The organism is Dyella monticola (assembly GCF_003363155.1).
GTDB lineage: Bacteria > Pseudomonadota > Gammaproteobacteria > Xanthomonadales > Rhodanobacteraceae > Dyella_B > Dyella_B monticola.
Map to the genome: position 1 here is coordinate 302,270 of NZ_QRBE01000003.1, position 19,782 is coordinate 322,051.

The 19,782-nt window shown below is 60.1% G+C and carries 15 protein-coding genes and 1 riboswitch; of the genes, 7 read left to right on the forward strand and 8 right to left on the reverse strand.

Going from position 1 to position 19,782, the window contains the following annotated elements; genetic code table 11:
• Positions 1 to 2: 2 nt before the first annotated feature.
• Positions 3 to 2,087: a carbon starvation CstA family protein gene (locus tag DWU98_RS07665; RefSeq protein WP_115494940.1), complete on the reverse strand. Its 2,085-nt coding sequence runs from the start codon at positions 2,085 to 2,087 to the stop codon at positions 3 to 5.
• A 600-nt stretch (positions 2,088 to 2,687) separates the two neighbouring features.
• Between DWU98_RS07665 and def the strand changes: the two genes are divergently transcribed.
• Positions 2,688 to 3,227: a peptide deformylase gene (def, locus tag DWU98_RS07670; RefSeq protein WP_115494941.1), complete on the forward strand. Its 540-nt coding sequence runs from the start codon at positions 2,688 to 2,690 to the stop codon at positions 3,225 to 3,227.
• An 85-nt stretch (positions 3,228 to 3,312) separates the two neighbouring features.
• On the opposite strand, the gene DWU98_RS07675 is transcribed toward def, so the two are convergent.
• Positions 3,313 to 4,143, reverse strand: a complete 831-nt coding sequence (locus tag DWU98_RS07675) for an undecaprenyl-diphosphate phosphatase (RefSeq protein WP_115494942.1) — start codon at positions 4,141 to 4,143, stop codon at positions 3,313 to 3,315.
• 117 nt (positions 4,144 to 4,260) lie between these two features.
• Between DWU98_RS07675 and DWU98_RS07680 the strand changes: the two genes are divergently transcribed.
• Positions 4,261 to 5,433, forward strand: coding sequence for an acyltransferase family protein (locus DWU98_RS07680; RefSeq protein WP_115494943.1), 1,173 nt, complete (start codon positions 4,261 to 4,263; stop codon positions 5,431 to 5,433).
• 16 nt (positions 5,434 to 5,449) lie between these two features.
• On the opposite strand, the gene DWU98_RS07685 is transcribed toward DWU98_RS07680, so the two are convergent.
• From DWU98_RS07685 to DWU98_RS07705, 5 genes are all read right to left on the reverse strand, one after another.
• Positions 5,450 to 7,459 carry a S1 family peptidase gene (locus tag DWU98_RS07685; RefSeq protein WP_115494944.1) on the reverse strand — a complete coding sequence of 670 codons (2,010 nt, stop codon included), beginning with the start codon at positions 7,457 to 7,459 and terminating at the stop codon, positions 5,450 to 5,452.
• Between the two features lie 93 nt (positions 7,460 to 7,552).
• Positions 7,553 to 8,365, reverse strand: a complete 813-nt coding sequence (gene pyrF / locus DWU98_RS07690; protein WP_115494945.1) for an orotidine-5'-phosphate decarboxylase — start codon at positions 8,363 to 8,365, stop codon at positions 7,553 to 7,555.
• Positions 8,366 to 8,595: 230 nt separating this feature from the next.
• Positions 8,596 to 10,257, reverse strand: coding sequence for an energy-dependent translational throttle protein EttA (gene ettA / locus DWU98_RS07695; RefSeq protein ID WP_115494946.1), 1,662 nt, complete (start codon positions 10,255 to 10,257; stop codon positions 8,596 to 8,598).
• A 453-nt stretch (positions 10,258 to 10,710) separates the two neighbouring features.
• Positions 10,711 to 11,565, reverse strand: coding sequence for a TolC family protein (locus tag DWU98_RS07700; protein WP_115494947.1), 855 nt, complete (start codon positions 11,563 to 11,565; stop codon positions 10,711 to 10,713).
• Positions 11,566 to 11,673: 108 nt separating this feature from the next.
• Entirely contained in the window at positions 11,674 to 13,263 is a 1,590-nt protein-coding gene (locus DWU98_RS07705) for a dermonecrotic toxin domain-containing protein (protein WP_147293254.1), read from the reverse strand.
• A 167-nt stretch (positions 13,264 to 13,430) separates the two neighbouring features.
• Here DWU98_RS07705 and DWU98_RS07715 point away from each other — a divergent pair, with 167 nt between their 5' ends.
• From DWU98_RS07715 to nrdR, 3 genes are all read left to right on the forward strand, one after another.
• Entirely contained in the window at positions 13,431 to 14,372 is a 942-nt protein-coding gene (locus DWU98_RS07715) for a hypothetical protein (protein WP_115494950.1), read from the forward strand.
• A 121-nt stretch (positions 14,373 to 14,493) separates the two neighbouring features.
• Complete coding sequence (gene glyA, locus DWU98_RS07720) at positions 14,494 to 15,747, forward strand: serine hydroxymethyltransferase (protein ID WP_115494951.1); 1,254 nt, start codon at positions 14,494 to 14,496, stop codon at positions 15,745 to 15,747.
• A gap of 21 nt (positions 15,748 to 15,768) precedes the next feature.
• Entirely contained in the window at positions 15,769 to 16,299 is a 531-nt protein-coding gene (gene nrdR / locus DWU98_RS07725; RefSeq protein ID WP_115494952.1) for a transcriptional regulator NrdR, read from the forward strand.
• 145 nt (positions 16,300 to 16,444) lie between these two features.
• On the opposite strand, the gene cysK is transcribed toward nrdR, so the two are convergent.
• Positions 16,445 to 17,401, reverse strand: coding sequence for a cysteine synthase A (cysK, locus tag DWU98_RS07730; RefSeq protein ID WP_115494953.1), 957 nt, complete (start codon positions 17,399 to 17,401; stop codon positions 16,445 to 16,447).
• A 147-nt stretch (positions 17,402 to 17,548) separates the two neighbouring features.
• On the opposite strand from cysK, the gene ribD reads away from it, so the two are divergent.
• A complete protein-coding gene (gene ribD / locus DWU98_RS07735) occupies positions 17,549 to 18,718 on the forward strand; it encodes a bifunctional diaminohydroxyphosphoribosylaminopyrimidine deaminase/5-amino-6-(5-phosphoribosylamino)uracil reductase RibD (RefSeq protein ID WP_115495107.1) in 1,170 nt (389 codons plus the stop codon).
• Positions 18,719 to 18,796: 78 nt separating this feature from the next.
• Positions 18,797 to 18,972, forward strand: a riboswitch (FMN riboswitch).
• A gap of 129 nt (positions 18,973 to 19,101) precedes the next feature.
• Positions 19,102 to 19,743 carry a riboflavin synthase gene (locus DWU98_RS07740; RefSeq protein WP_115494954.1) on the forward strand — a complete coding sequence of 214 codons (642 nt, stop codon included), beginning with the start codon at positions 19,102 to 19,104 and terminating at the stop codon, positions 19,741 to 19,743.
• Positions 19,744 to 19,782: the final 39 nt, after the last annotated feature.

Consider the following 19,782-nt stretch of genomic DNA (forward strand, 5'->3'; position numbering starts at 1 on the left):
GGTCAAATACTCCCGCTCGCGAGGCTTGCCAAGGCTACGCGGGGTGCTTCGTGTGCCGTTGGCGCGCTGGCGCGCAAAGCCTTGATGATGGCGTAAATGCTGAAGCCAAGCATGGTCAGCACCAGCAGAATGAACACCGCCGTGAGCGTGGCGTCCACGGCATTGTTGGTGATGATGCGCTGCATTTCACCCAGATTCTTGGCTGGCGCCATCAAGGTGCCTTCTTGCATGGCTTGTGTGTACTTCTGCGCGGCAGCGGTAAAGCTGATCGGGCCAATCACCTTTTCGAAGCCGGCCGTGAGCGTGCAGATGACCAACCATAATGCGGGAATGCCCGGTACCCATGCATAGCGCTCGCGCTTGAGCTTCACCGTCACCACGGTGGCAAGCATCAGCGCGATCGCCGCCAGCATTTGATTGGCGATACCAAACAACGGCCACAGCGTGTTGATACCGCCCAGCGGATCCACCGCGCCCTGGTACAGGAAATAACCCCACAGCGCCACACAAATCGTGGTGGCAAGTATGTTGCCGATCCATGATTCGGTGCCCTTCAAGGGTTCGTGCACGAGGCCGGCGATTTCCTGGATCATGAAGCGGCCCACGCGCGTGCCGGCATCCACCGTAGTGAGAATGAACAGTGCTTCGAACAGGATCGCGTAGTGATACCAGAACGCGACCATGCCTTCGCCGGGGAGAATGTTGTGCAGCAGTTGTGCCATGCCCACCGCCAGGGTGGGCGCGCCACCGGCGCGACCGAGCACCGTGGTTTCGCCGATTTCGTGCGCGGTGCGTACGAGTTCGTCCGGCGTGACCACAAAACCCCATTGGCTGATCACGGTAGCCGCGTGCTCGACCGTGGTGCCGACGATCGCCGCCGGTGAATTCATCGCGAAATACACGCCCGGATGCAGTGACGCCGCAGCGATCAACGCCATGATCGCCACGAATGCTTCCATCAGCATGCCACCGTAGCCGACCATGCGTGCCTCACCTTCATTTGAAAGCAGCTTTGGTGTCGTGCCCGAGGCGATGATCGAATGCCAGCCTGACACCGATCCGCATGCGATGGTAATGAACAGGAATGGGAAGAGTTGCCCCTGGAACACCGGGCCGGTGCCATCAATGAAACGCGACACGGCCGGCATCTGCATTTGCGGCGCGGCGAAGATGATCGCAATCGCCAACAGCAGGATCGTGCCGATCTTCAGGAACGTGGATAGGTAATCGCGTGGCGCCAGCAGCAACCACACCGGCAACACCGAGGCGATATAACCGTAGATGATCAGCAGCCAGGCCAGCGATTTGGCGTCGAAATCGAACAACGACGCCAGTGCAGGCGTCGCTGCCACGTGCGCACCGTAGGCGATGGATGCCAGCAGCAGCACCAGGCCGATGAGCGAAACTTCCAGGATGCGACCCGGCCGCAGCCAGCGCAGATACACGCCCATCAACAGCGCGATGGGAATCGTGCAAGCCACCGAGAACGTGCCCCATGGGCTGTGCGTGAGCGCCTTCACCACCACCAGCGCCAGCACGGCCAGCACGATCATCATCAAGGCCAGCAGGCCGAACATGGCGACCACGCCGGCCAGCGGACCCAGTTCTTCACGCAGCATGTGGCCGAGTGATCGGGCGTCGCGGCGCACGGACAAACCCAACACCATGAAATCTTGCACCGCACCACCCAGCACCACGCCGAACAATATCCACAAGGTGCCGGGCAGATAGCCCATCTGTGCCGCTAGCACCGGCCCTACGAGCGGCCCGGCGCCGGCAATGGCCGCGAAATGGTGACCGAACACCACCCATTTGTCGGTGGGTACGTAGTCCAACCCGTCATTGCGCAGCACCGAGGGTGGCGCGCGGCTGGGATCCATCTGCAGCACGCGGTGCTCGATGAATTTTCCGTAGAAGCGGTAGCCGATCAGGAAAATCGCCACGGCCGCGGCAACCAGCCAGATCGCGTTGATCGGCTCGCCGCGTTGCAATGCGATGACCGCCAGGCATGCTGCGCCGATGATGGCAAGGATGGCCCAGATGATCTTGCCTAGCGTGCTGGTAGGCCTTGCCGCTGTGGTTTCCATGAAAGCTCTCCGGGTCAAGACTTCATGCGCCCACCCAGGACGTGCTCCAGCCATGCCGTCCGGCTGGCGCGGGATTCTGTCTGATCCCTAGGGTCGTCCTGTCGGCGCTGTGGGTCAATAGCTGCGGTCTGAAAGGGCGACGTGGCCAGGTTTGAAGCGTTACGTCGCGTAATGTTTGAATCCGCAGACCACCGACGGTTATCCGTGAATGATGCATGGCTCGCACGGCGTGGTCGTGCAGATATCATCCAGGCATGACGAGGGCCATGACCTTCTAAACGAGCGGGCGTCTAGATGATGTTGGCAGAGCGACAGCCGAGTCGTCGCGTGAGCTTTTCCTGATGCGTGCGTCTCGCTTCGCTTCCTACGATCACGTGGGTCTTCCATCACGTGAATCGATGTGGACGGCTTGGATTCGCGCCACGTCGCCCACAGGAGTAAAACCTGCCCTCAGATGGTTTCGTTTCCTGTCCTGCGGAACCATGGGAAGTCTCAGGAAGGTAAAGACGCGGATGTCGAATGTTTCACGGAGAGCGGACATTTCCCGCCACGTCCGTTTGAGATAGGGTCTATTCCAGGGCCGCGTTGCGAGAGGTTGGCATGATTCGCGAAATTCTTAAGATGGGTGATCCGCGCCTGCTTCGTGTTGCGCCGCCGGTGCCCGAAAGCATGATCGGCAGCGCCCAGTTGGATGCGCTCATCGCCGACATGTTCGAAACCATGCACGCCGCTGGCGGCGTCGGTTTGGCTGCGCCGCAGATCGGTGTCGATCTGCAATTGGTGATCTTCGGCTTCGAACATTCCGAACGGTATCCGGATGCACCGTCGGTACCGCAGACCATTCTGCTCAACCCGGTCATCACCCCCTTGTCACAAGACATGGAGGAGGGCTGGGAAGGTTGTCTTTCCGTACCGGGCCTGCGCGGTGCGGTCAACCGCTATTCGCTCATCCGCTACGAAGGCATCGACCCCAAAGGCGAGCGCATCGACCGCACGGCAGAGGGTTTCCATGCACGCGTGGTACAGCATGAATGCGATCACCTAATCGGCCGCCTTTATCCCTCGCGCATTACCGACTTCACCAAGTTTGGTTTTACCGAGGTGCTGTTTCCTGGGATGGATGTGCAAGCCGACGAGTGATTCGCTCGCACGCTTTCATCTGAAGCCTTGCGGTCGCGCTTGATGAGGGCGGGTTTTACCGCAAATCTTCGGTAAGACGACGGGCTCAGCCTGGTTGCGGATGCAACAGGAACCAGCCAAGACAGACCACACCCGCCACGATGCAGTAGGTGCCGAACGACGTCAGCCGTCCACGCCCTTCGAAATAGCGCATCAGGAAACGCAGGCTGAGCCATGCCGCGATCGCGGTCAGCACGCCGCCGAGGAAGGCATCGCCCAATTGCTCAGGAGCCTTGAAGAGTTTGGGAATTTCCAGCAATCCTGCAGCGAGAATGATGGGTGTGCCGAGCAGGAAGGAAAACTCCGCCGCTTTTTCCTTGTCCAGCCCCGTGGCGGAACCGGCGATCATGGTGAGACCGCTGCGGGAGAAGCCCGGAATCAAGGCGCCGATCTGCGCCAGCCCGATCAGAAATGCCTGGCGGAAGTTGAGCTTCTCCGGCGCCTTGTGTTGACGCGTGCGCTCCAATCGGTCACCGAGCCACAGCAGCAGGCCATTGGCGATGAGCGCCACTGCGACGATGCGCAGGTCCTTGAACAGCGCTTCCAGGCGCTTTTCCAGCAGCAGGCCCACCACGCAAGCGGGAATCGTGCCGATGATCAACGCCCACATCAGATGGCCTTCGTCGTTCTTCTTTCCTCTAAGCGTGGCCGCGAAGCCGCCGACCAACGCAATCCAGCGATGCCGGAAATAGCCCAGCAGCGCCAGCGCCGTGCCTAGATGCAAGGCCACAAGAAAGGGGATGAGCTGAGGCGCATGCTTGTCGATATGAAGCCCGAACAGGCCAGGTACCAGCAGGGTATGACCGAGGCTGCTGACGGGGAAAAGCTCAGTCACGCCTTGCAGCACGCTCAGGAAGATCAGAAACCACAAGCTCACGCGTCGATCCTTACTTGGGTGGCAGGGACGGATCGCAGGCGGCGTGGCTTGCCCGGGCTGCGATTAAGCCGTCATTATCAAGGACAAAGATGAGCGAAATGCAAATAGGGATGATCCATGGCGGGTGCAGAGGCGGCACGGGCGACTGATTTACGCAATCCTGACATTGATCTGCTGCGCGGCCTATCCATTCTACTGGTGGTGTTGCACCACATCGGCCTGCGCATCCCGCTCACGCACGGCATTCTGGCGGAGTACGTTCCGAGATTCGTGCTGGGTGCGCTCAACTACAACGGCTACGAAGCCGTATTCATGTTTTTTGTGATCTCCGGGTTTTTGATCACCCGCAATACGTTGCGGCGTTATGGCAGCCTGGGGCAGATGGATGCGCGCGATTTCTATGCGCGTCGCTTTGCGCGCATTGTGCCGTGCCTCGTCGTCCTGCTGCTCGTGCTGAGCGCGTTGCATCGGTTGGGCGTGGAGGGCTACGTGATACACAGAGCAGGGCAATCGTTGCCGCGCGCTTTGTCGGCCGCGCTGGGTTTGCACCTGAACTGGTACGAGGGGCATTACGGTTACCTGCCTGCAAACTGGGACGTGCTTTGGTCGCTGTCGATCGAAGAGATGTTCTACCTTGCCTTCCCGATCGCGTGCCTGATGATTCGGCGGACATCGGTGTTGCTGGTGCTGCTCACGGTATGCGCATTGACGCTGCCGTGGTCGCATGCCGCGTTGAAGGACAACGAGATCTGGCAGGAAAAAGCGTATCTGCCCGGCATGGCCGCCATCGCCATCGGCGTGGTGGGCGCGATGCTCGCCGATCGCTGGCCATTGCACGGGGCGTGGAGCCGGCGGGCGTGGCGGCTGGCAGGCGGTGCAGGCATCGTGGCGGTGCTCTTCGCCGGGGCATGGATATGGTCGCTGCTTCGCGATGGCTATCTGCTGATGCTCACCATCAGTGTCATGGTTTTACTGGTAAGTTCGCGCGGCGGGCACGCACAAGCATGGCGCGGCCTGCGCTGGCTGTGTTCATTTGGACGGCTAAGTTACGAGATCTATCTTAGCCACATGTTCGTTGTACTGACGGCTGTGCGCGTCTTCCACGCGTACGGATCAAACATGAAGTGGGGTGTGCTGTGGTACGCGCCGACCGTCTTTGCCTGTTGGCTGCTGGGGTTGGGCGTGGACCGGCTGCTGTCCACGCCGTGCGAACGATGGTTGCGCTTTCGCTTGATGAAGCGCCCCCCATCCGGGCTGCCGATCATGCCGCCCCATCCGGCGAGTGAGTGATGGGACGGCAGCCGATTCAATCGGACGACTTCACTTTGAGCTGTTGCGTCAGGGTCGCGAGCTTGGCTTTCATGTCGTCAGGCGAGTGCGTTCCCTGCGTGGCGTAGAAGGCGGTGTAGAGCTCTGAAGGCTCGGTGGCCCCTGGCGGGTCGATCACGGTGGCGATATCCATCTCGTCGCCGTCGTTATAGGGCGCGCCGTCGTACGGATGCTGCTTGTGCGCCAGTTTGCCCCAGGCTTGTTTGAAGTCGTCGTCCAAGTCGGCGCTGGGTGCGATATGGCGCTTGATGCTGATGCGGTCCGGATCGGTGGCATTCATGCGGATTTGCACCACTGCCGTTTGCAGGGTGAGCGCACCGTGGTTCGGGTAGTAACCCACGCCGACCTCAAGCATGTTGTCCGGCGTGACGCTTTGCAGTGTCGAAGGATAATCGAAGGCGATGTTACCCGATTGATAGCTGAAGCGCTTGCCGTAATCGAAGTCGATGCGGGCATCCTTCAAGACGTCGGGAAGCAATGACGGTTCGGCGAGGAATTCCTTCCATTGCGCCAGCGTGCCGCCGTAGTCGACGTTGAGGAAAGCGGTGAGCGCCTGCAAGTCGATTATGCTGTCATGCGTGACCACCGAAGGGGCCATCCGCAGCATGATCGCGTAGCCATCCGGCACCGGCAGCGCAAACACCACCATTTGCGCATTGATGTACGGCAGTGACCACACGGACACCTTCCAGTGCCGCTTCCAACTGTCGGTATAGGTGGTATGGGTCGTGGGGTCGCCCATGGATGTGATCTTGATCTTCTCCGGGCCGATCGGGCGGGCCCAGTAGCCGGTCTTTAGGAGCAGCCCCATCATCCGCTTGGGGTCGTCGTAGAACGTGGCTGCTGCCATATCGTCCGGACGGCGCAGATGCACCAGGAAGTTGTGGCCGACGTAGCCGTTGGCGACATAACCGTTTCCAGTGAGCGGAACACGGCTCAGTTCGTGTCCGGTGTACACCCATTGATCGCTGCGATCGCGAACGATCAATTCGGGGAACAGGCTTACTTCGGGCGCATCGTGAAGAATGTGGTTGGAACCGGCACCGTGTGGAAACAGTTCGCCCGCCTGCTGTTGCAACAGCGCTTTCAACTGATCCTCGTTGTTGCGGTAGAAGAGCTTCAGATACGTGGCGTTGAAATCCGCGTAGCTGGCAGGCAAGGGAAATTCCGCCTTGAACGTTCCGTTCTGATCGTCTTCCATCACGTCCAATTGATAGGACACGCGTTTGTCGATCGTGGCCTTGTCATCCGGCGCGTTCAGCACTTCGCCGATCGGCAAGGCGTAGTTGAGGTTCTCGTTCGGCGATTTCATCAACACGACGCCGATCACCTTGCCATCCTGATCGAGCAGCGGGCCGCCGCTGTTGCCCGGCGAGGCGGCTGCGGAAAAGCGCATCCATTTCCAGCGACCGTTTTCGTCTTCCGGCGTATCGGAGGTATAGAGACCGTCGCGGATCACCACGCCCGTGCCGAGTGCATTGCCCACGGCGTACACCAGGCTGTTCAAAGCGGGCTTCGTATTGGTTTCCAGCGCGGCGTTGCCGCTGGGTTGTTCCTTCAGCGAGAACATGACGAAGTCTTGCTGCAGGGAAAATTTCTCGATCTTGTCGATGGCGTACACGTGTCCGCTGGCATCGCGCAGCGCAGGTGGCCCGGTAAGGTCGCCCACCGCAACCAGCAACACATGGCCCGCGGTGACGTAATGGTTATGTCCCAATGCGAACGCGGTGCCGACGGAAAAATATTTGTCGGTGCGTTCCTGGTAAGGCAGCAGATCGAGCGGTAGCGGTTTTTCGTAGGTAAGCGGATCGTTCGCCTCCCTGGGAATCACCACTTCGAAGGTGGCCGCGTCGATTTTTGCGACCAATGAGGGATCAGGGCTGGCAGCATGGGCGCGTTGCGCTGAGCCCAGTAGTAAAAGTGCGGCCAGACCGAAGCCGCTTATCGTTGAGAAGACGTTTCGAACCCAGCCACTCACTATCAGCATACACTCCCTCTCTAGTACCCCGCTCGGCATAGAGCCGATGTCCGCTCCAGATACTGACACAGTGCGGTTAAGCGGGGGAGGGTAGGTCAGGCGTTAACGGAACAGGTTGATGGTGTCGCGCAGTTCGATCGTGGCGTTGCGCGCGGCCTGGGTGAAATCCGTGCCGTTGCCGGCGTAAAGAATCGCGCGGGAGGAGTTGATCATAAGCCCGCTGCCCGCCGCCGTGCGGCCGTTGCGGACCACCGCCTCCACGTCACCGCCTTGCGCGCCGATGCCCGGCACCAGCAGCGGGATGTCACCGATCAAGGCGCGCACCTGGGCCAGTTGTTCCGGCCAGGTGGCGCCGGTCACCAGCGCACAGTTGCCGTGCGTGTTCCATTCCTGCGCAATGAGGCGGGCGACATGCTGGTACAACGGCTTGCCGCCGACATCCAGATCCTGCAGATCGGCCGCGCCCGGGTTGGACGTGTGACAAAGCAGAATCACGCCCTTGTCGGCACGGTCGAGGAAAGGCTGGATGGAGTCGCGCCCCAGATAAGGGTTCAGCGTGACGGCATCCGCACCGTAGCGTTCGAACGCTTCGGTGACGTAATGCTGTGCGGTGCTGCCGATGTCGCCGCGTTTGGCGTCGAGAATCACCGGAATACCGGGATGCTTGACGTGGATGTGTGCGATCAGACGCTCGAGTGTGTCCTCCGCGCGCAATGCGGCGAAGTGCGCGATCTGCGGTTTGTACGCGCAGACGAGGTCGGCAGTGGCGTCGACGATGGCGCTCACGAATTCGAACACGGCATCCGCACGATCTTTCAGATGCGCGGGAAATTTCGCGGGTTCGGGATCGAGGCCGACGCAGACCAGGGAGTTGTTGCCGGCCCATGCGGCTTGCAGGGATTGCATGAAGTGCATCGGAAATGTCTCCTTATCGCTCGCTGCCGTTTTCGACCCGATCAGGGGCGCTGCTTACCGAACCGCCGTCATTCCCGCGGAAGCGGGAATCCATCTCGCATTGATGCATCTGTTGAAATGGATTTCCGCTTTCGCAGGAATGACGACTTTGAGGGTCTGTGCCGCCGTACTGCGACCTTGGACCTTCACCTCGGCCCTTTCTCGGAGGAGTGACGCAGTAGAGTGCGGTCTCAGGCCAGCTTTTTGTACTTCACGCGATGCGGCTTCGCCGCTTCATCACCCAGGCGGCGCTTCTTGTCCGCTTCGTATTCGTTGTAGTTGCCAGGGAAGAACTCCACGTGCGAGTCGCCTTCGAATGCAATGATGTGCGTGGCGATACGATCGAGGAACCAGCGATCATGCGAAATCACCATCGCGCAGCCCGGGAACTCCAGCAGGGCATCTTCCAGTGCCCGCAAGGTTTCGATATCCAGGTCGTTCGACGGTTCGTCGAGCAGCAGCACGTTGCCGCCCTGTAGCAGCGTTTTGGCCATATGCAGACGGCCACGTTCACCACCGGACAGATTGCCCACGATCTTCTGCTGATCGGTGCCCTTGAAGTTGAAGCGGCCGATGTACGCGCGCGATTGGATTTCGAAATTGCCGATGGTGAGGATGTCCGATCCGCCCGAGACTTCCTGCCACACGTTGTTTTTCGCATCGAGCGCGCCGCGCGACTGATCGACGTAGGCGAGCTTCACGGTATGGCCGATCTTCACTTCGCCGTTGTCGGGCTTCTCCACGCCAGTGATGAGCTTCATCAGCGTGGATTTTCCCGCGCCGTTCGGACCGATCACACCGACGATGGCGCCCGGTGGCACCTTGAACGACAAATCGTCGATCAAGAGGCGATCGCCGAAGGACTTGCTGACGTTCTTGAACTCGATCACTTCCTGACCCAGGCGCTCGCCCGGCGGAATGAAGACTTCGTTGGTTTCGTTGCGACGCTGGTATTCAACCGAATTCAGCTCTTCGAAGCGGTTCAAGCGCGCCTTGCCCTTGGACTGGCGGCCCTTGGCGGCAGAGCGCACCCACTCCAGTTCCTTCTCGATCGCCCTCTGGCGGGATTTTTCCTGCTGTGCTTCCTGCTTCAGGCGCTGGTCTTTCTGTTCCAGCCACTCGGTGTAGTTGCCCTTCCACGGAATGCCGCGGCCGCGGTCGAGTTCGAGAATCCACTCGGCGGCGTTGTCGAGGAAGTAGCGATCATGGGTGACAGCCACCACGGTACCCGGGTAATCCTGCAGGAAATGCTCCAGCCACTCGACCGATTCGGCGTCCAAATGGTTGGTGGGCTCATCCAGCAGGAGCATGTCGGGCTTGGACAGCAACAGGCGGCACAGCGCGACGCGGCGCTTTTCACCGCCGGAGAGCGGGCCGATCGTGGCATCCCACGGCGGCAGGCGCAGCGCGTCGGCGGCCACTTCGAGCTGGCGCTCGAGCGCATGCGCATCGTTCACGGCCAGCACGTTTTCCAGCGCCTGCTGCTCGGCGGCGAGCTTGTCGAAATCCGCGCCTTCTTCGGCGTAAGCGGCATAGACCTCTTCCAGGCGCTTCTGCGCGTCGAAGATCACCGAGACGCCTTCTTCCACCGCCTGGCGCACGGTTTTCTCCGGATCCAGTTCCGGTTCCTGCGCCAGATAGCCGACCTTGATACCCGGCTGCGGACGGGCCTCACCCTGAAAATCCTTGTCGACGCCAGCCATGATGCGCAGCACCGTGGACTTGCCCGCGCCGTTCAAGCCCAGCAGGCCGATCTTGGCGCCGGGAAAGAAGCTCAGCGAGATGTCTTTGATGATCTGGCGCTTCGGGGGGACGATCTTGCTGACCCCATTCATGGTGTAGATGTATTGCATGCTGGCTCCGTTGGCGTGCGCGTGGCTGGCCCGTGGGGGACAGGCGACGCGCAAGGGCGTGGGTTCTCAAGCCCCGTAGTATAGCCGTTTATGGGTAAGCGCCGGTGACAGCCGCGTGTGGTTCGCCGCCCGATTACCGGCCGATAGCGGCTTGTTCGCCGCTTTTCGCGCATGCCACGGCAGGAACCGGCGTGTACCGATTGTCAGCCGGCTGGTAATCGGTTGGAGCACGCCTCTTTGGGGTGCGCGTAAAAGAGCGTTTGAAGTACACCGGCCTTCGGCTGCCCCTGACGTAGCACGGGCATGAAAAAGTGAAGTTCAGGGAGAACGGAGTGCGCGTACCTTCAAGGGGTGCGCGAGGGTAGTCGCGATGCGCCACTACAAGCACGGCATCAGCAAACGTGACCTGCACAGCACGCGCACATCGCTACAGCGCTTGCATGACCGGCGACTTCAAGCGGAAGAATTCTGTGCATCGCTGAGTTCAACCATGGCGTCGCCCAGTTCTTCGGTCGCGGATTGGAAGCTGGCATCGGCATCTCTAAGCCTTTCATGCGCGGCAGTGAGCCTGTCATCGGCATCGATCAGTTGACCGGATACAAGGTCGAATTGTGCGTCGGCATCTCGGTACGCTGCTTCAAGATTAGGTAAGTCATTCTCTATATTGAGCCTTTCTTCCGCTGAGAGGTTTTCGTGCTGAAGAGATGCTCTTGCTTGGGTAAGGCGGCGGCTTGCTGCATCAACCGCCTCATTGGCGCTATTGAAGGAGGAATCCGCGTTGTCGTATGCGTTGGTCGCCGCGACAACTTCCTCATCAGCCTCGCGAAATTCTCTCTCGGCGTCTCCAACTCGCGCCCGGGCCTCGCCAAGTCGCGCTTTAGCCTGCTGGATTCGATGAGCGCGAACCTCTTTGGAGGGATCCACGCCGCCCTTCAACCCGTCAACAACATTCCACCCGCCCGCGTCATCGCTCATCGCCTGTTTGGACGTCTGTTTGAGCACACCCGTTTGTGGATCGCGCGTATAGAGGGTTTGCGGTACGCCCGCCTTCGCGATGCCTTTGACGTAGTAGGCTGTCGAATCGCCCGGCAAGCTTACGCTGGTGGGGTGATCGGACGAGACGAATGTCGACGCCATGCCAGAGGGCTGTCCTGTTCGTGGCGTGGTCGAAAAACCGGCGGTTTCCGGCGGGGTTACCGACACGGGAGCAGCCTTGGTGGAGCCGCTGCCTTCGTTGGCCCCTGACTCCTTCGTGCTGGTGTGAACCGATTCCGGACTGACCTCCGGATGAATATTGATCCTGAACATGACAAGCGTGCTTCCTGCAAAATAGGTAAGCCAACGATAGAGATACCGCGCGCAACGTGGTGGTACATGGTTAGCGCTGCGGCACTCTCGCTGTGATGCGTCAATGCATCACAAGGATTTGTTCCAGTTGTTCACGCCATAGCGCGCCCAATGGAGCTGCGTATTACCGGCATTGTTCGGGTCGTCGACGTCCATCGGATTGCCAGGTTTGCTGGGATCGAGCGTGGAGTGTTCTTTTTGCAGAGCTTGTATGAGGGGGTAGCCGTAGTCGACGCCGACAGACAAACGAGGGTGGATTTTCGCCAAGCCTGCCGAAAGGAGATCGATGCCTAACGAGAAAGCGCCATCGTCCTGTTGGGATTTTGTTTTTCCCAAAAATATTCCCGCCAGGCCCGAGGCGAATGGTAGAGGCATATAGTCCATTACCCGAATGGCTTTCTTTTTGGTGACGTCGCTATTGGACGTAATATCGAAATCCGCATCCTCTTTGTCGTGCCGTTGGTTGATGGCGGCGAGGCTGCCGAAAGGATCGTTATGAATCTCCTTCTGATCGAACGAGACAGGATACGTAAAACCGTTTTTTATCCACTGCCAAGTTACATTCGCCTTTTCAAAAAAGCCGTCGGCTCTAAGGGTCCCTAGCACGCCAGGCCCTCCCGCGCGCCCATTGACGTCGTTTTCGGAGAAATGCTTTACGGCAAAATCTGTCAGGCCATCATCCTTGTTTCCACAAAGCTTGGTGCCCCAATGGTGAGTGAAGTCATCCTGGTCGGCGAACGTCGTTACCGGCCTGTCCTCCCCGCGGAAATACGTCAGAACCCGATCTTTACCGACAATGACGAGGCCGTCGTTGGATTGGTATCCATTGAACGCGAAGGGATAGACCTTGGGCGGATCGCTGTCATTGGGATCGGGGTTGAAGGCGCGCTTGGCCAGGGCATAACTTTTATCGTCCAGCTCGCCCAGGGCATGCTGCATATCGATGTCGAGCATGGCACGTAACTTGGAAACGTTGCGCGCCTCATCGCCATGCGCCTTATAAAACTGGTCGATCTTATTCTTGTAATAAGTCTTGAAGTCCAGGTCGCTTAGCGAATCATAAAACGCATGGGAGTCGATCACGTCTTTTTCATCCGTGGCCGATTGCTTCGGATCGTTACTGGTGGAGATATGAAAGCGCTTCGACTCTTTTGAAATCAGCGTGTACAGGTTGCCATAAGCGATTTGGGATAACGGTGTGGAATGGATGAGGCGACCCACACCCGCCTCTTTATCCGTAGGCGGGTACGCCGGACCTGCCCTGCTCGGCACCTTCTCGTTGATGGGCTCATATTCATTCAAATAGGTTTTGTCGGGATCGATCTCTATACCAAAGTGATCCTTGATGAATTGCTTCATGTAGGAAGCGGATTCGCCATGATACGAAGGGATAGTTTCAGCAAGCTGCTGTGATTTGAAAATCAATCCCTCGTTGCGCGACTCAAGGTCTTCCCGCACATCCGGATCCATCGATGAGGTGCTTGGGGCCGTGGCAGGGACATCCACCGAAGATCGGGAAGGTGGCCGGGCGAAAGGGGATGCATTCGCCGTTACAGCGGGCTGGCTCGATGCAGACGACGATCGGCCTGGCGCGGCGGTCGGAAACGTATCGGTATAGGTGGGAGATAAAGCGGGAAGCGTTGCGGATGTGTTGATCATGGTCACTCATCGCATAAGTAAGTATGAAAATGAGGAATGGCCTGTTCTTGCATCCTCGTGCCGATTATCGGGCGTCGACGGGAGCGCCCGGCGCTAACCATGTATTACCGCGTCGTGCGCAGTATCTCTATCGTGGGCTTACCTACTTTGCAGGAGGCATGCTTGTTATGTTCAGGATCAACAGTCACCCGGATATCCATCCGGAATCGGTTCACGCCAGTACGAGAGAGTCAGGGGCCAACGAAGGCAGCGGCTCCACCAAGACCGCACCCGTGTCGGTGGCCTCGCCGGAAACCGCCGGTTTTTCGACCACGCCGCGAACGGGACAACCCACTGGCATGGCGTCGACATTCGTCTCGCCCGATCGCCCCGCCCGCGTAAGCTTGCCGGGCGATTCGACGGCCTACTACGTCAAGGGCAGCTCGAAGGCGGGTGTGCCTCAAGCCCTCTATACGCGCGATCCACAAACGGGCGTACTCAAACAGACGTCCAAACAGGCGGTGAGCGATGGCGGCGGATGGAAAGCTGTTGACGGTTTGAAGGGTGGCCTGAACTACAGCCCTGAAGCGAGAGCGGCCCGACTCCAAGACGCGCAGCATCAATATGACCTGGCTGTGCAGAGATTAGGGCGTGCCCAAAGCGGCCTCCATGAAACCGAGCAAGAATATGAAGCGGCTCAGAACCTCGTTTATCAGGCAAAAGGCCGTGTGGTTACCACCAAAGACAACATCAGGGTCGTAAGTGAAAGGATCAATTTTTGGCAAACAGAAAGAATCAAGGCTCGGAACGATTTGGCCGGAGCCCAAAGCCAGCTCACGTCGATCACAGACTCTGAGAATGCCTCCGCGGCCAGGTTGGTCCACGCGCAATCGCAACTGATAAATGCCTCGCGGTCTCTCAATGTGGCGGAGCGCCGACTCCGAGATGCCAACAACACCATGCAGACCGTGCAGCGCCAACTCGCAGTGAGTCGTCAAGCGTTGATGAGTCATGAAACGGCACTCACTACGGCTGCCGACCAGCTGACGTCGTCCCAGAATGCGCTTCGCACGGCCACTGCTGACGTCAGTGAGGCCTCTGAAGCGTTACGCAACGCCCAGTCGCCGTAGGGTGCGGGCATCGGGCCGTACATAGTACGGTAGGCGGCGACAAACGGGGGTGGTGGCCGTAAGCCCCCTTGGCTATTACACTTTTAAGTCTTGACCCCGCACGCATCCCCATGAGGCCCGAATGTTCCCGAAGCATCAAACGATTGCCGGCTATGACGATGAGCTGGCCAAGGCCATTGCCGACGAGGCCCGCCGCCAGGAGGACCATGTCGAGCTGATCGCTTCGGAAAACTATGCCAGCCCACGCGTGCTGGAGGCCCAAGGTTCGGTACTCACTAATAAATACGCCGAAGGTTATCCGGGCAAGCGCTATTACGGTGGTTGTGAATACGTGGATGTGGCCGAACGGCTCGCGATCGAGCGCCTCAAGCAACTGTTTGGCGCCACCTACGCCAACGTGCAGCCGCACTCGGGCTCGCAGGCCAATCAGGCGGTGTATTTCGCGCTGCTCAATCCCGGCGACACCATCCTGGGCATGAGCCTGGCGCACGGTGGTCACCTCACGCATGGCGCGAAGGTGAATATCTCCGGCAAGCTGATGAATGCCGTGCAATACGGCGTGAACGAACACGGCCTGGTCGATTATGACGAAGTCGAGCGTCTCGCCCTGGAGCACAAGCCGAAAATGATCGTGGCCGGCTTCAGTGCCTACTCGCAGGTGATGGATTGGGCCCGTTTCCGTGCTATTGCCGATAGGGTCGGCGCTTATCTTTTCGTCGACATGGCGCACGTCGCAGGCCTGATTGCCGCGGGCGTCTATCCGAGCCCGCTGCCGCACGCGCACGTGGTCACCTCCACCACGCACAAGACACTGCGCGGTCCGCGCGGTGGTTTTGTCATTGCCAAGGACGCCAGCGAGGAGCTGGAAAAGAAGCTGCAATCCATCGTGTTCCCCGGTATCCAGGGTGGCCCGTTGATGCACGTGATCGCCGCCAAGGCGGTTGCGTTCAAGGAAGCACTGGAGCCCTCGTTCAAGCACTACCAGGCACAGGTTGTGAAGAACGCCAAGGCGATGGCCAAGACGCTGATCGAGCGCGGCTACAAAGTGGTTTCCGGCGGCACCGAAAACCACTTGATGCTGATCGATCTGATCGGGCGCGAAGTGACCGGCAAGGATGCCGAGGCGGCCCTCGGCAAGGCGCACATCACAGTGAACAAGAACGCGGTGCCGAACGATCCCCGCTCGCCGTTCGTAACCTCCGGCCTGCGCGTGGGTACCCCTGCCATCACCACCCGCGGTTACCAGGAAGCGGACGTGGTTGAGCTGACGCAGTGGATCTGTGATGTGCTGGACGCGCCGACCGATGAAAGCGTCATCAAAGCCGTGCGTGAGAAAGTATCCGCACAATGCAAGAAATTTCCGGTTTACGGCTGACAGGCCTGTTCACACGCGCTGATGCATTGCCCTTTCTGCCAGCATGAAGACACCCGCGTGATCGATTCACGCCTCGCCGACGACGGCGCCACCGTGCGTCGTCGCCGCGAATGTCCGCAATGTGGCGAACGCTTCAATACCTTCGAAACGGCAGAGCTGAAGCTGCCGGCGATCGTAAAAAGCGGCGAGCGGCGCGAAAGCTTCGATGAACGCAAGTTGCGCACCAGTTTCGAACGTGCTCTGCAAAAGCGGCCAGTGGCAAGCCACGACGTGGACGCCGCGGTCCGTGCGGTGATCGATGATTTGCGTAAAAGCGGTGAGCGCGAAGTGCCTTCACGCCATGTGGGCGAGCTGGTGATGCGTGAGCTGAAGAAGCTCGACCAGGTGGCGTACGTGCGTTTTGCATCCGTCTATCGCAAGTTCGAAGACGTGCATGCGTTCCGCGAAGAGATCGAAAAGCTGGAGCGTGATTTGCCGGGGCTGGAGAACTTGCAGCTTTCGTTGCTGGGCGAAGCGGCTGCGGCGGCGAAACGTGGGCATCGCAAAGGTTGACTGTTCCGCGGACTGCTCCCACCCCTACGTGCAGTAGGGGTGGAGTGAAGCACAATCGCCATGAAGTGGGGTAGTGGGGCAAGCGCGTGCAACCCCACCCCAACCCTCCTCTGCAAGCACGGGAGGGGATAGATGCACCCGGTGCTCAGCCAAGGCTTTCCAGCCACGCATCATCAGACCCTTCTTCCACGCCTTCAAACAGGAACGTGGACAAGTAGCGCTCACCTGTATCGGGCAACATCGCCAGAATCACGCTACCTTTCTCGGCCTGCTCCGCATATTGCAGCGCTGCCGCCACCGTAGCGCCGGAAGAAATGCCGACGAAAATACCTTCTTCCTTCGCCAACCGGCGCGCGGTGTCGCGCGCAACCACTTCATCCACCGGCAAGTCCACATCGAACACCTTGCGGTTGAGCACTTCGGGGATGAAGTCCGGTGTCCAGCCCTGGATCTTGTGCGGTTGCCAGGGCTTGTCCTGGAGCATAGAAGCGCCAGCCGGCTCGGCGACCACAATCTTCACGTCCGGCCGGGCGACTTTCAGCACCTCGCCTACGCCGGTGAGCGTGCCGCCCGTGCCCCAGCCGGTGACAAAGGCGTCCAGGCGTTTGCCAGCGAAATCACGCAGGATTTCCGCGGCCGTGGTGTTGCGGTGATAGGCGGGATTGGCCGGATTCTGGAACTGGCGCGGTAGGAACCAGCCATGCTTTTTTGCCAGTTCTTCAGCACGACGCACCATGCCCGTGCCGCGTTCGGCGGCGGCAGTAAGGATCACCTTCGCACCGTAAGCGCGCATCAGCTTGCGGCGCTCGACGGAAAACGTTTCCGTCATGATGGCGACGAACTTGTAGCCGCGCGCCGCACACACCATCGCCAGCGCAACACCCGTGTTGCCGGAGGTGGCTTCCACCACCGTGTCGCCGGGCTTGAGCAGCCCTTTGTGTTCCGCATCGAGAATCACCGCGATGGCGAGACGATCCTTCACCGAGCCGCCCGGATTGAAGGCTTCCACCTTCGCATAGAGCGTTACGTGCGAAGGCGCCACGCGATGCAGGCGGACGACGGGCGTATGGCCGATGGTGTCCAAAATGGTGTCGTGAATCATGGCCCTGGGTCCTGGCAAGGTTAAGATTTGGAAGGCTACTCCCGATCTTGGCGGCGCGACAAATGCCGCCTCATCGCGCACACTGACGATCATGCATATCCATAGTCACACGCTTCCATGACATTCTCTGCCATCGATGCTAAGCACATGGCGCATGCGCTGCGCCTGGCCGAACGGGGCCTTTTCACCACGCAGCCCAATCCGCGCGTGGGCTGCGTCATCGCCCATGGCGAGCGCGTGGTGGGGCAGGGTTGGCACCAACGTGCCGGCCAACCGCACGCGGAGGTGTACGCACTGCGTGAAGCCGGTGAACAGGCGCGTGGCGCCACCGCGTATGTCACGCTTGAGCCATGTGCGCATCATGGCCGCACGCCACCTTGTGCGGATGCGTTGATTGCCGCCGGCGTCGGGCGTGTGGTGATCGCCGCGGAAGATCCTTTTCCGCAGGTGGCCGGAAAAGGCATGGAAAAACTGTGCGCTGCAGGCATCGCCGTGGAAAGCGGTTTGATGCGGGATGCGGCGCGCGCGATCAACATAGGGTTCTTCAGTCGGATCGAGCGCCATCGTCCCTGGGTGCGCGTGAAATTGGCGATGAGTCTGGATGGCCGCACGGCGCTGGCGAACGGCGCCTCAACCTGGATCACCGGCGAAGCTGCTCGTGCGGACGTGCAACGCTGGCGCGCCCGCAGCAGCGCCATCCTCACCGGTGTTGGCACGGTGCTCGCCGACAACCCGCAATTAACCGTGCGCCTTACTCCCTCTCCTACGTGCAGTAGGGAAGGGCTGGGATGGGATGAAGCCAACTTCGCGGCAAGCTCAAGCAACACCACCCCAGCCCTCTCCTGCGAGCAGGGGAGGGGGCAGGCTTTGGCGCCCGTACCACCGCTTCGAGTCGTGCTCGACCGCCGGCTGCGTACCCCCGCGGGCAGTCACATTTTGGACGGCCAAACGCCGACGCTGCTGCTGCATGCCGCGGATGCAACCTTTCCTGACGATCGCTTCACTCACGTAGAGTGCGCGGCTGTTGCGGAGAGGGGCGATGCGCTCGATCTGAGCGCTGTCCTCACCATGCTTGCCAAACGCGATTGCAGCGAGCTGCATGTCGAAGCCGGCCCCACGCTGTGCGGCGCGTTGTTCGCCGCCGGGCTGGTTGATGAGCTGTTGCTGTATGTGGCGCCGGTGATGCTGGGCGACGCGGCGCGTCCATTGCTGCATTTGCCGGCACTCACGGACATGGCGGCGCGTTGGCACCTGCATGTCATCGATCAGCGGCAGGTGGGCGTGGACTGGCGAATCCGCCTGCGTCCCCAGGCGTGAACGGTGAATCCGCCGCTCGAGGCCGAAACGGGGCCGCGCGGGTGCTAAACTTTGCCGGCTGGCTCGTCCGGCGAAAACAAACGTCTTCAGGGCGGGGTGGAATTCCCCACCGGCGGTAGAGGCCGTAAGGCCTGAGCCCGCGAGCGCTTCCGGTCATGCCGGGAGGTCAGCAGATCCGGTCCAATGCCGGAGCCGACGGTCACGCTGTTCCGGTTCGCCGGGATGGCTCAAAGTCCGGATGAAAGAAGACGGCGACACGCACCGCGCAAGCGGTGCGTGGGCCTCATGCCTTGGGGCGTTCCCACCTTTGCTTTTGCGTGGAGAACGTTCATGTCTATGCATCACATCCGGTTTTTCCACACCTTCTCCGCCGAGGTGTGCTGATGTTCACCGGCATCATTCAAAGCGTTGGCCGCATCGGGCGGCTGGAGCCGCGTGGCGGCGATGTGCGTCTGCACGTCGATACGGCCCATCTCGATCTTTCCGATGTGCAATTGGGCGATAGCATCGCGGTATCGGGCGTATGCCTGACCGTGGTCACGCTGGCATCGCGCGGGTTCGCCGCCGACGTGTCCAATGAAACGCTGTCGCTCACGACGTTGGGCAAGCACAAACCTGGCGATCCGGTAAATCTGGAAAAGGCGTTGCGCCTCGCCGATCGTTTGGGTGGCCATCTGGTATCGGGCCATGTCGATGGGGTGGGCAAGGTGGTTGCTGTCGCCCCCGATGGCCGTTCGCAGCGGTGGACGTTCGAGGTGCCCGCATCGCTCTCGCGCTATATCGCATCGAAAGGATCGATCTGCATCGATGGCACCAGCCTCACCGTCAACGCAGTGGACGGCCATCGCTTCGGAGTCAACCTTATTCCCCATACGGTGGAACACACGGCGTTCCATGCCAGAAGCGCGGGAGATGCGGTGAATATCGAGGTCGACGTGATTGCACGTTATGTGGAACGGCTGATCGGTGGCAGCGAAGCGTCGCGGATCGATGAGGCATTTTTGAAGCAGCACGGGTTTGCGTAATTGATGTAGCCGAAGCGCTAAGGAGGATCTGGGCGCTTC

What these genes read in the sequence shown, in the direction of transcription:
- DWU98_RS07680 (WP_115494943.1), top strand. Translation starts at nt 4,261, where the DNA reads ATGGCGGGTGCAGAGGCGGCACGGGCGACTGATTTACGCAATCCTGAC.
- nrdR (WP_115494952.1), top strand. Translation starts at nt 15,769, where the DNA reads ATGCATTGCCCTTTCTGCCAGCATGAAGACACCCGCGTGATCGATTCA.
- ettA (WP_115494946.1), bottom strand. Translation starts at nt 10,257, where the DNA reads ATGCAATACATCTACACCATGAATGGGGTCAGCAAGATCGTCCCCCCG.
- glyA (WP_115494951.1), top strand. Translation starts at nt 14,494, where the DNA reads ATGTTCCCGAAGCATCAAACGATTGCCGGCTATGACGATGAGCTGGCC.
- def (WP_115494941.1), top strand. Translation starts at nt 2,688, where the DNA reads ATGATTCGCGAAATTCTTAAGATGGGTGATCCGCGCCTGCTTCGTGTT.
- DWU98_RS07740 (WP_115494954.1), top strand. Translation starts at nt 19,102, where the DNA reads ATGTTCACCGGCATCATTCAAAGCGTTGGCCGCATCGGGCGGCTGGAG.
- DWU98_RS07705 (WP_147293254.1), bottom strand. Translation starts at nt 13,263, where the DNA reads ATGATCAACACATCCGCAACGCTTCCCGCTTTATCTCCCACCTATACC.
- DWU98_RS07715 (WP_115494950.1), top strand. Translation starts at nt 13,431, where the DNA reads ATGTTCAGGATCAACAGTCACCCGGATATCCATCCGGAATCGGTTCAC.
- DWU98_RS07700 (WP_115494947.1), bottom strand. Translation starts at nt 11,565, where the DNA reads ATGTTCAGGATCAATATTCATCCGGAGGTCAGTCCGGAATCGGTTCAC.
- pyrF (WP_115494945.1), bottom strand. Translation starts at nt 8,365, where the DNA reads ATGCACTTCATGCAATCCCTGCAAGCCGCATGGGCCGGCAACAACTCC.
- cysK (WP_115494953.1), bottom strand. Translation starts at nt 17,401, where the DNA reads ATGATTCACGACACCATTTTGGACACCATCGGCCATACGCCCGTCGTC.
- ribD (WP_115495107.1), top strand. Translation starts at nt 17,549, where the DNA reads ATGGCGCATGCGCTGCGCCTGGCCGAACGGGGCCTTTTCACCACGCAG.
- DWU98_RS07665 (WP_115494940.1), bottom strand. Translation starts at nt 2,087, where the DNA reads ATGGAAACCACAGCGGCAAGGCCTACCAGCACGCTAGGCAAGATCATC.
- DWU98_RS07685 (WP_115494944.1), bottom strand. Translation starts at nt 7,459, where the DNA reads ATGCTGATAGTGAGTGGCTGGGTTCGAAACGTCTTCTCAACGATAAGC.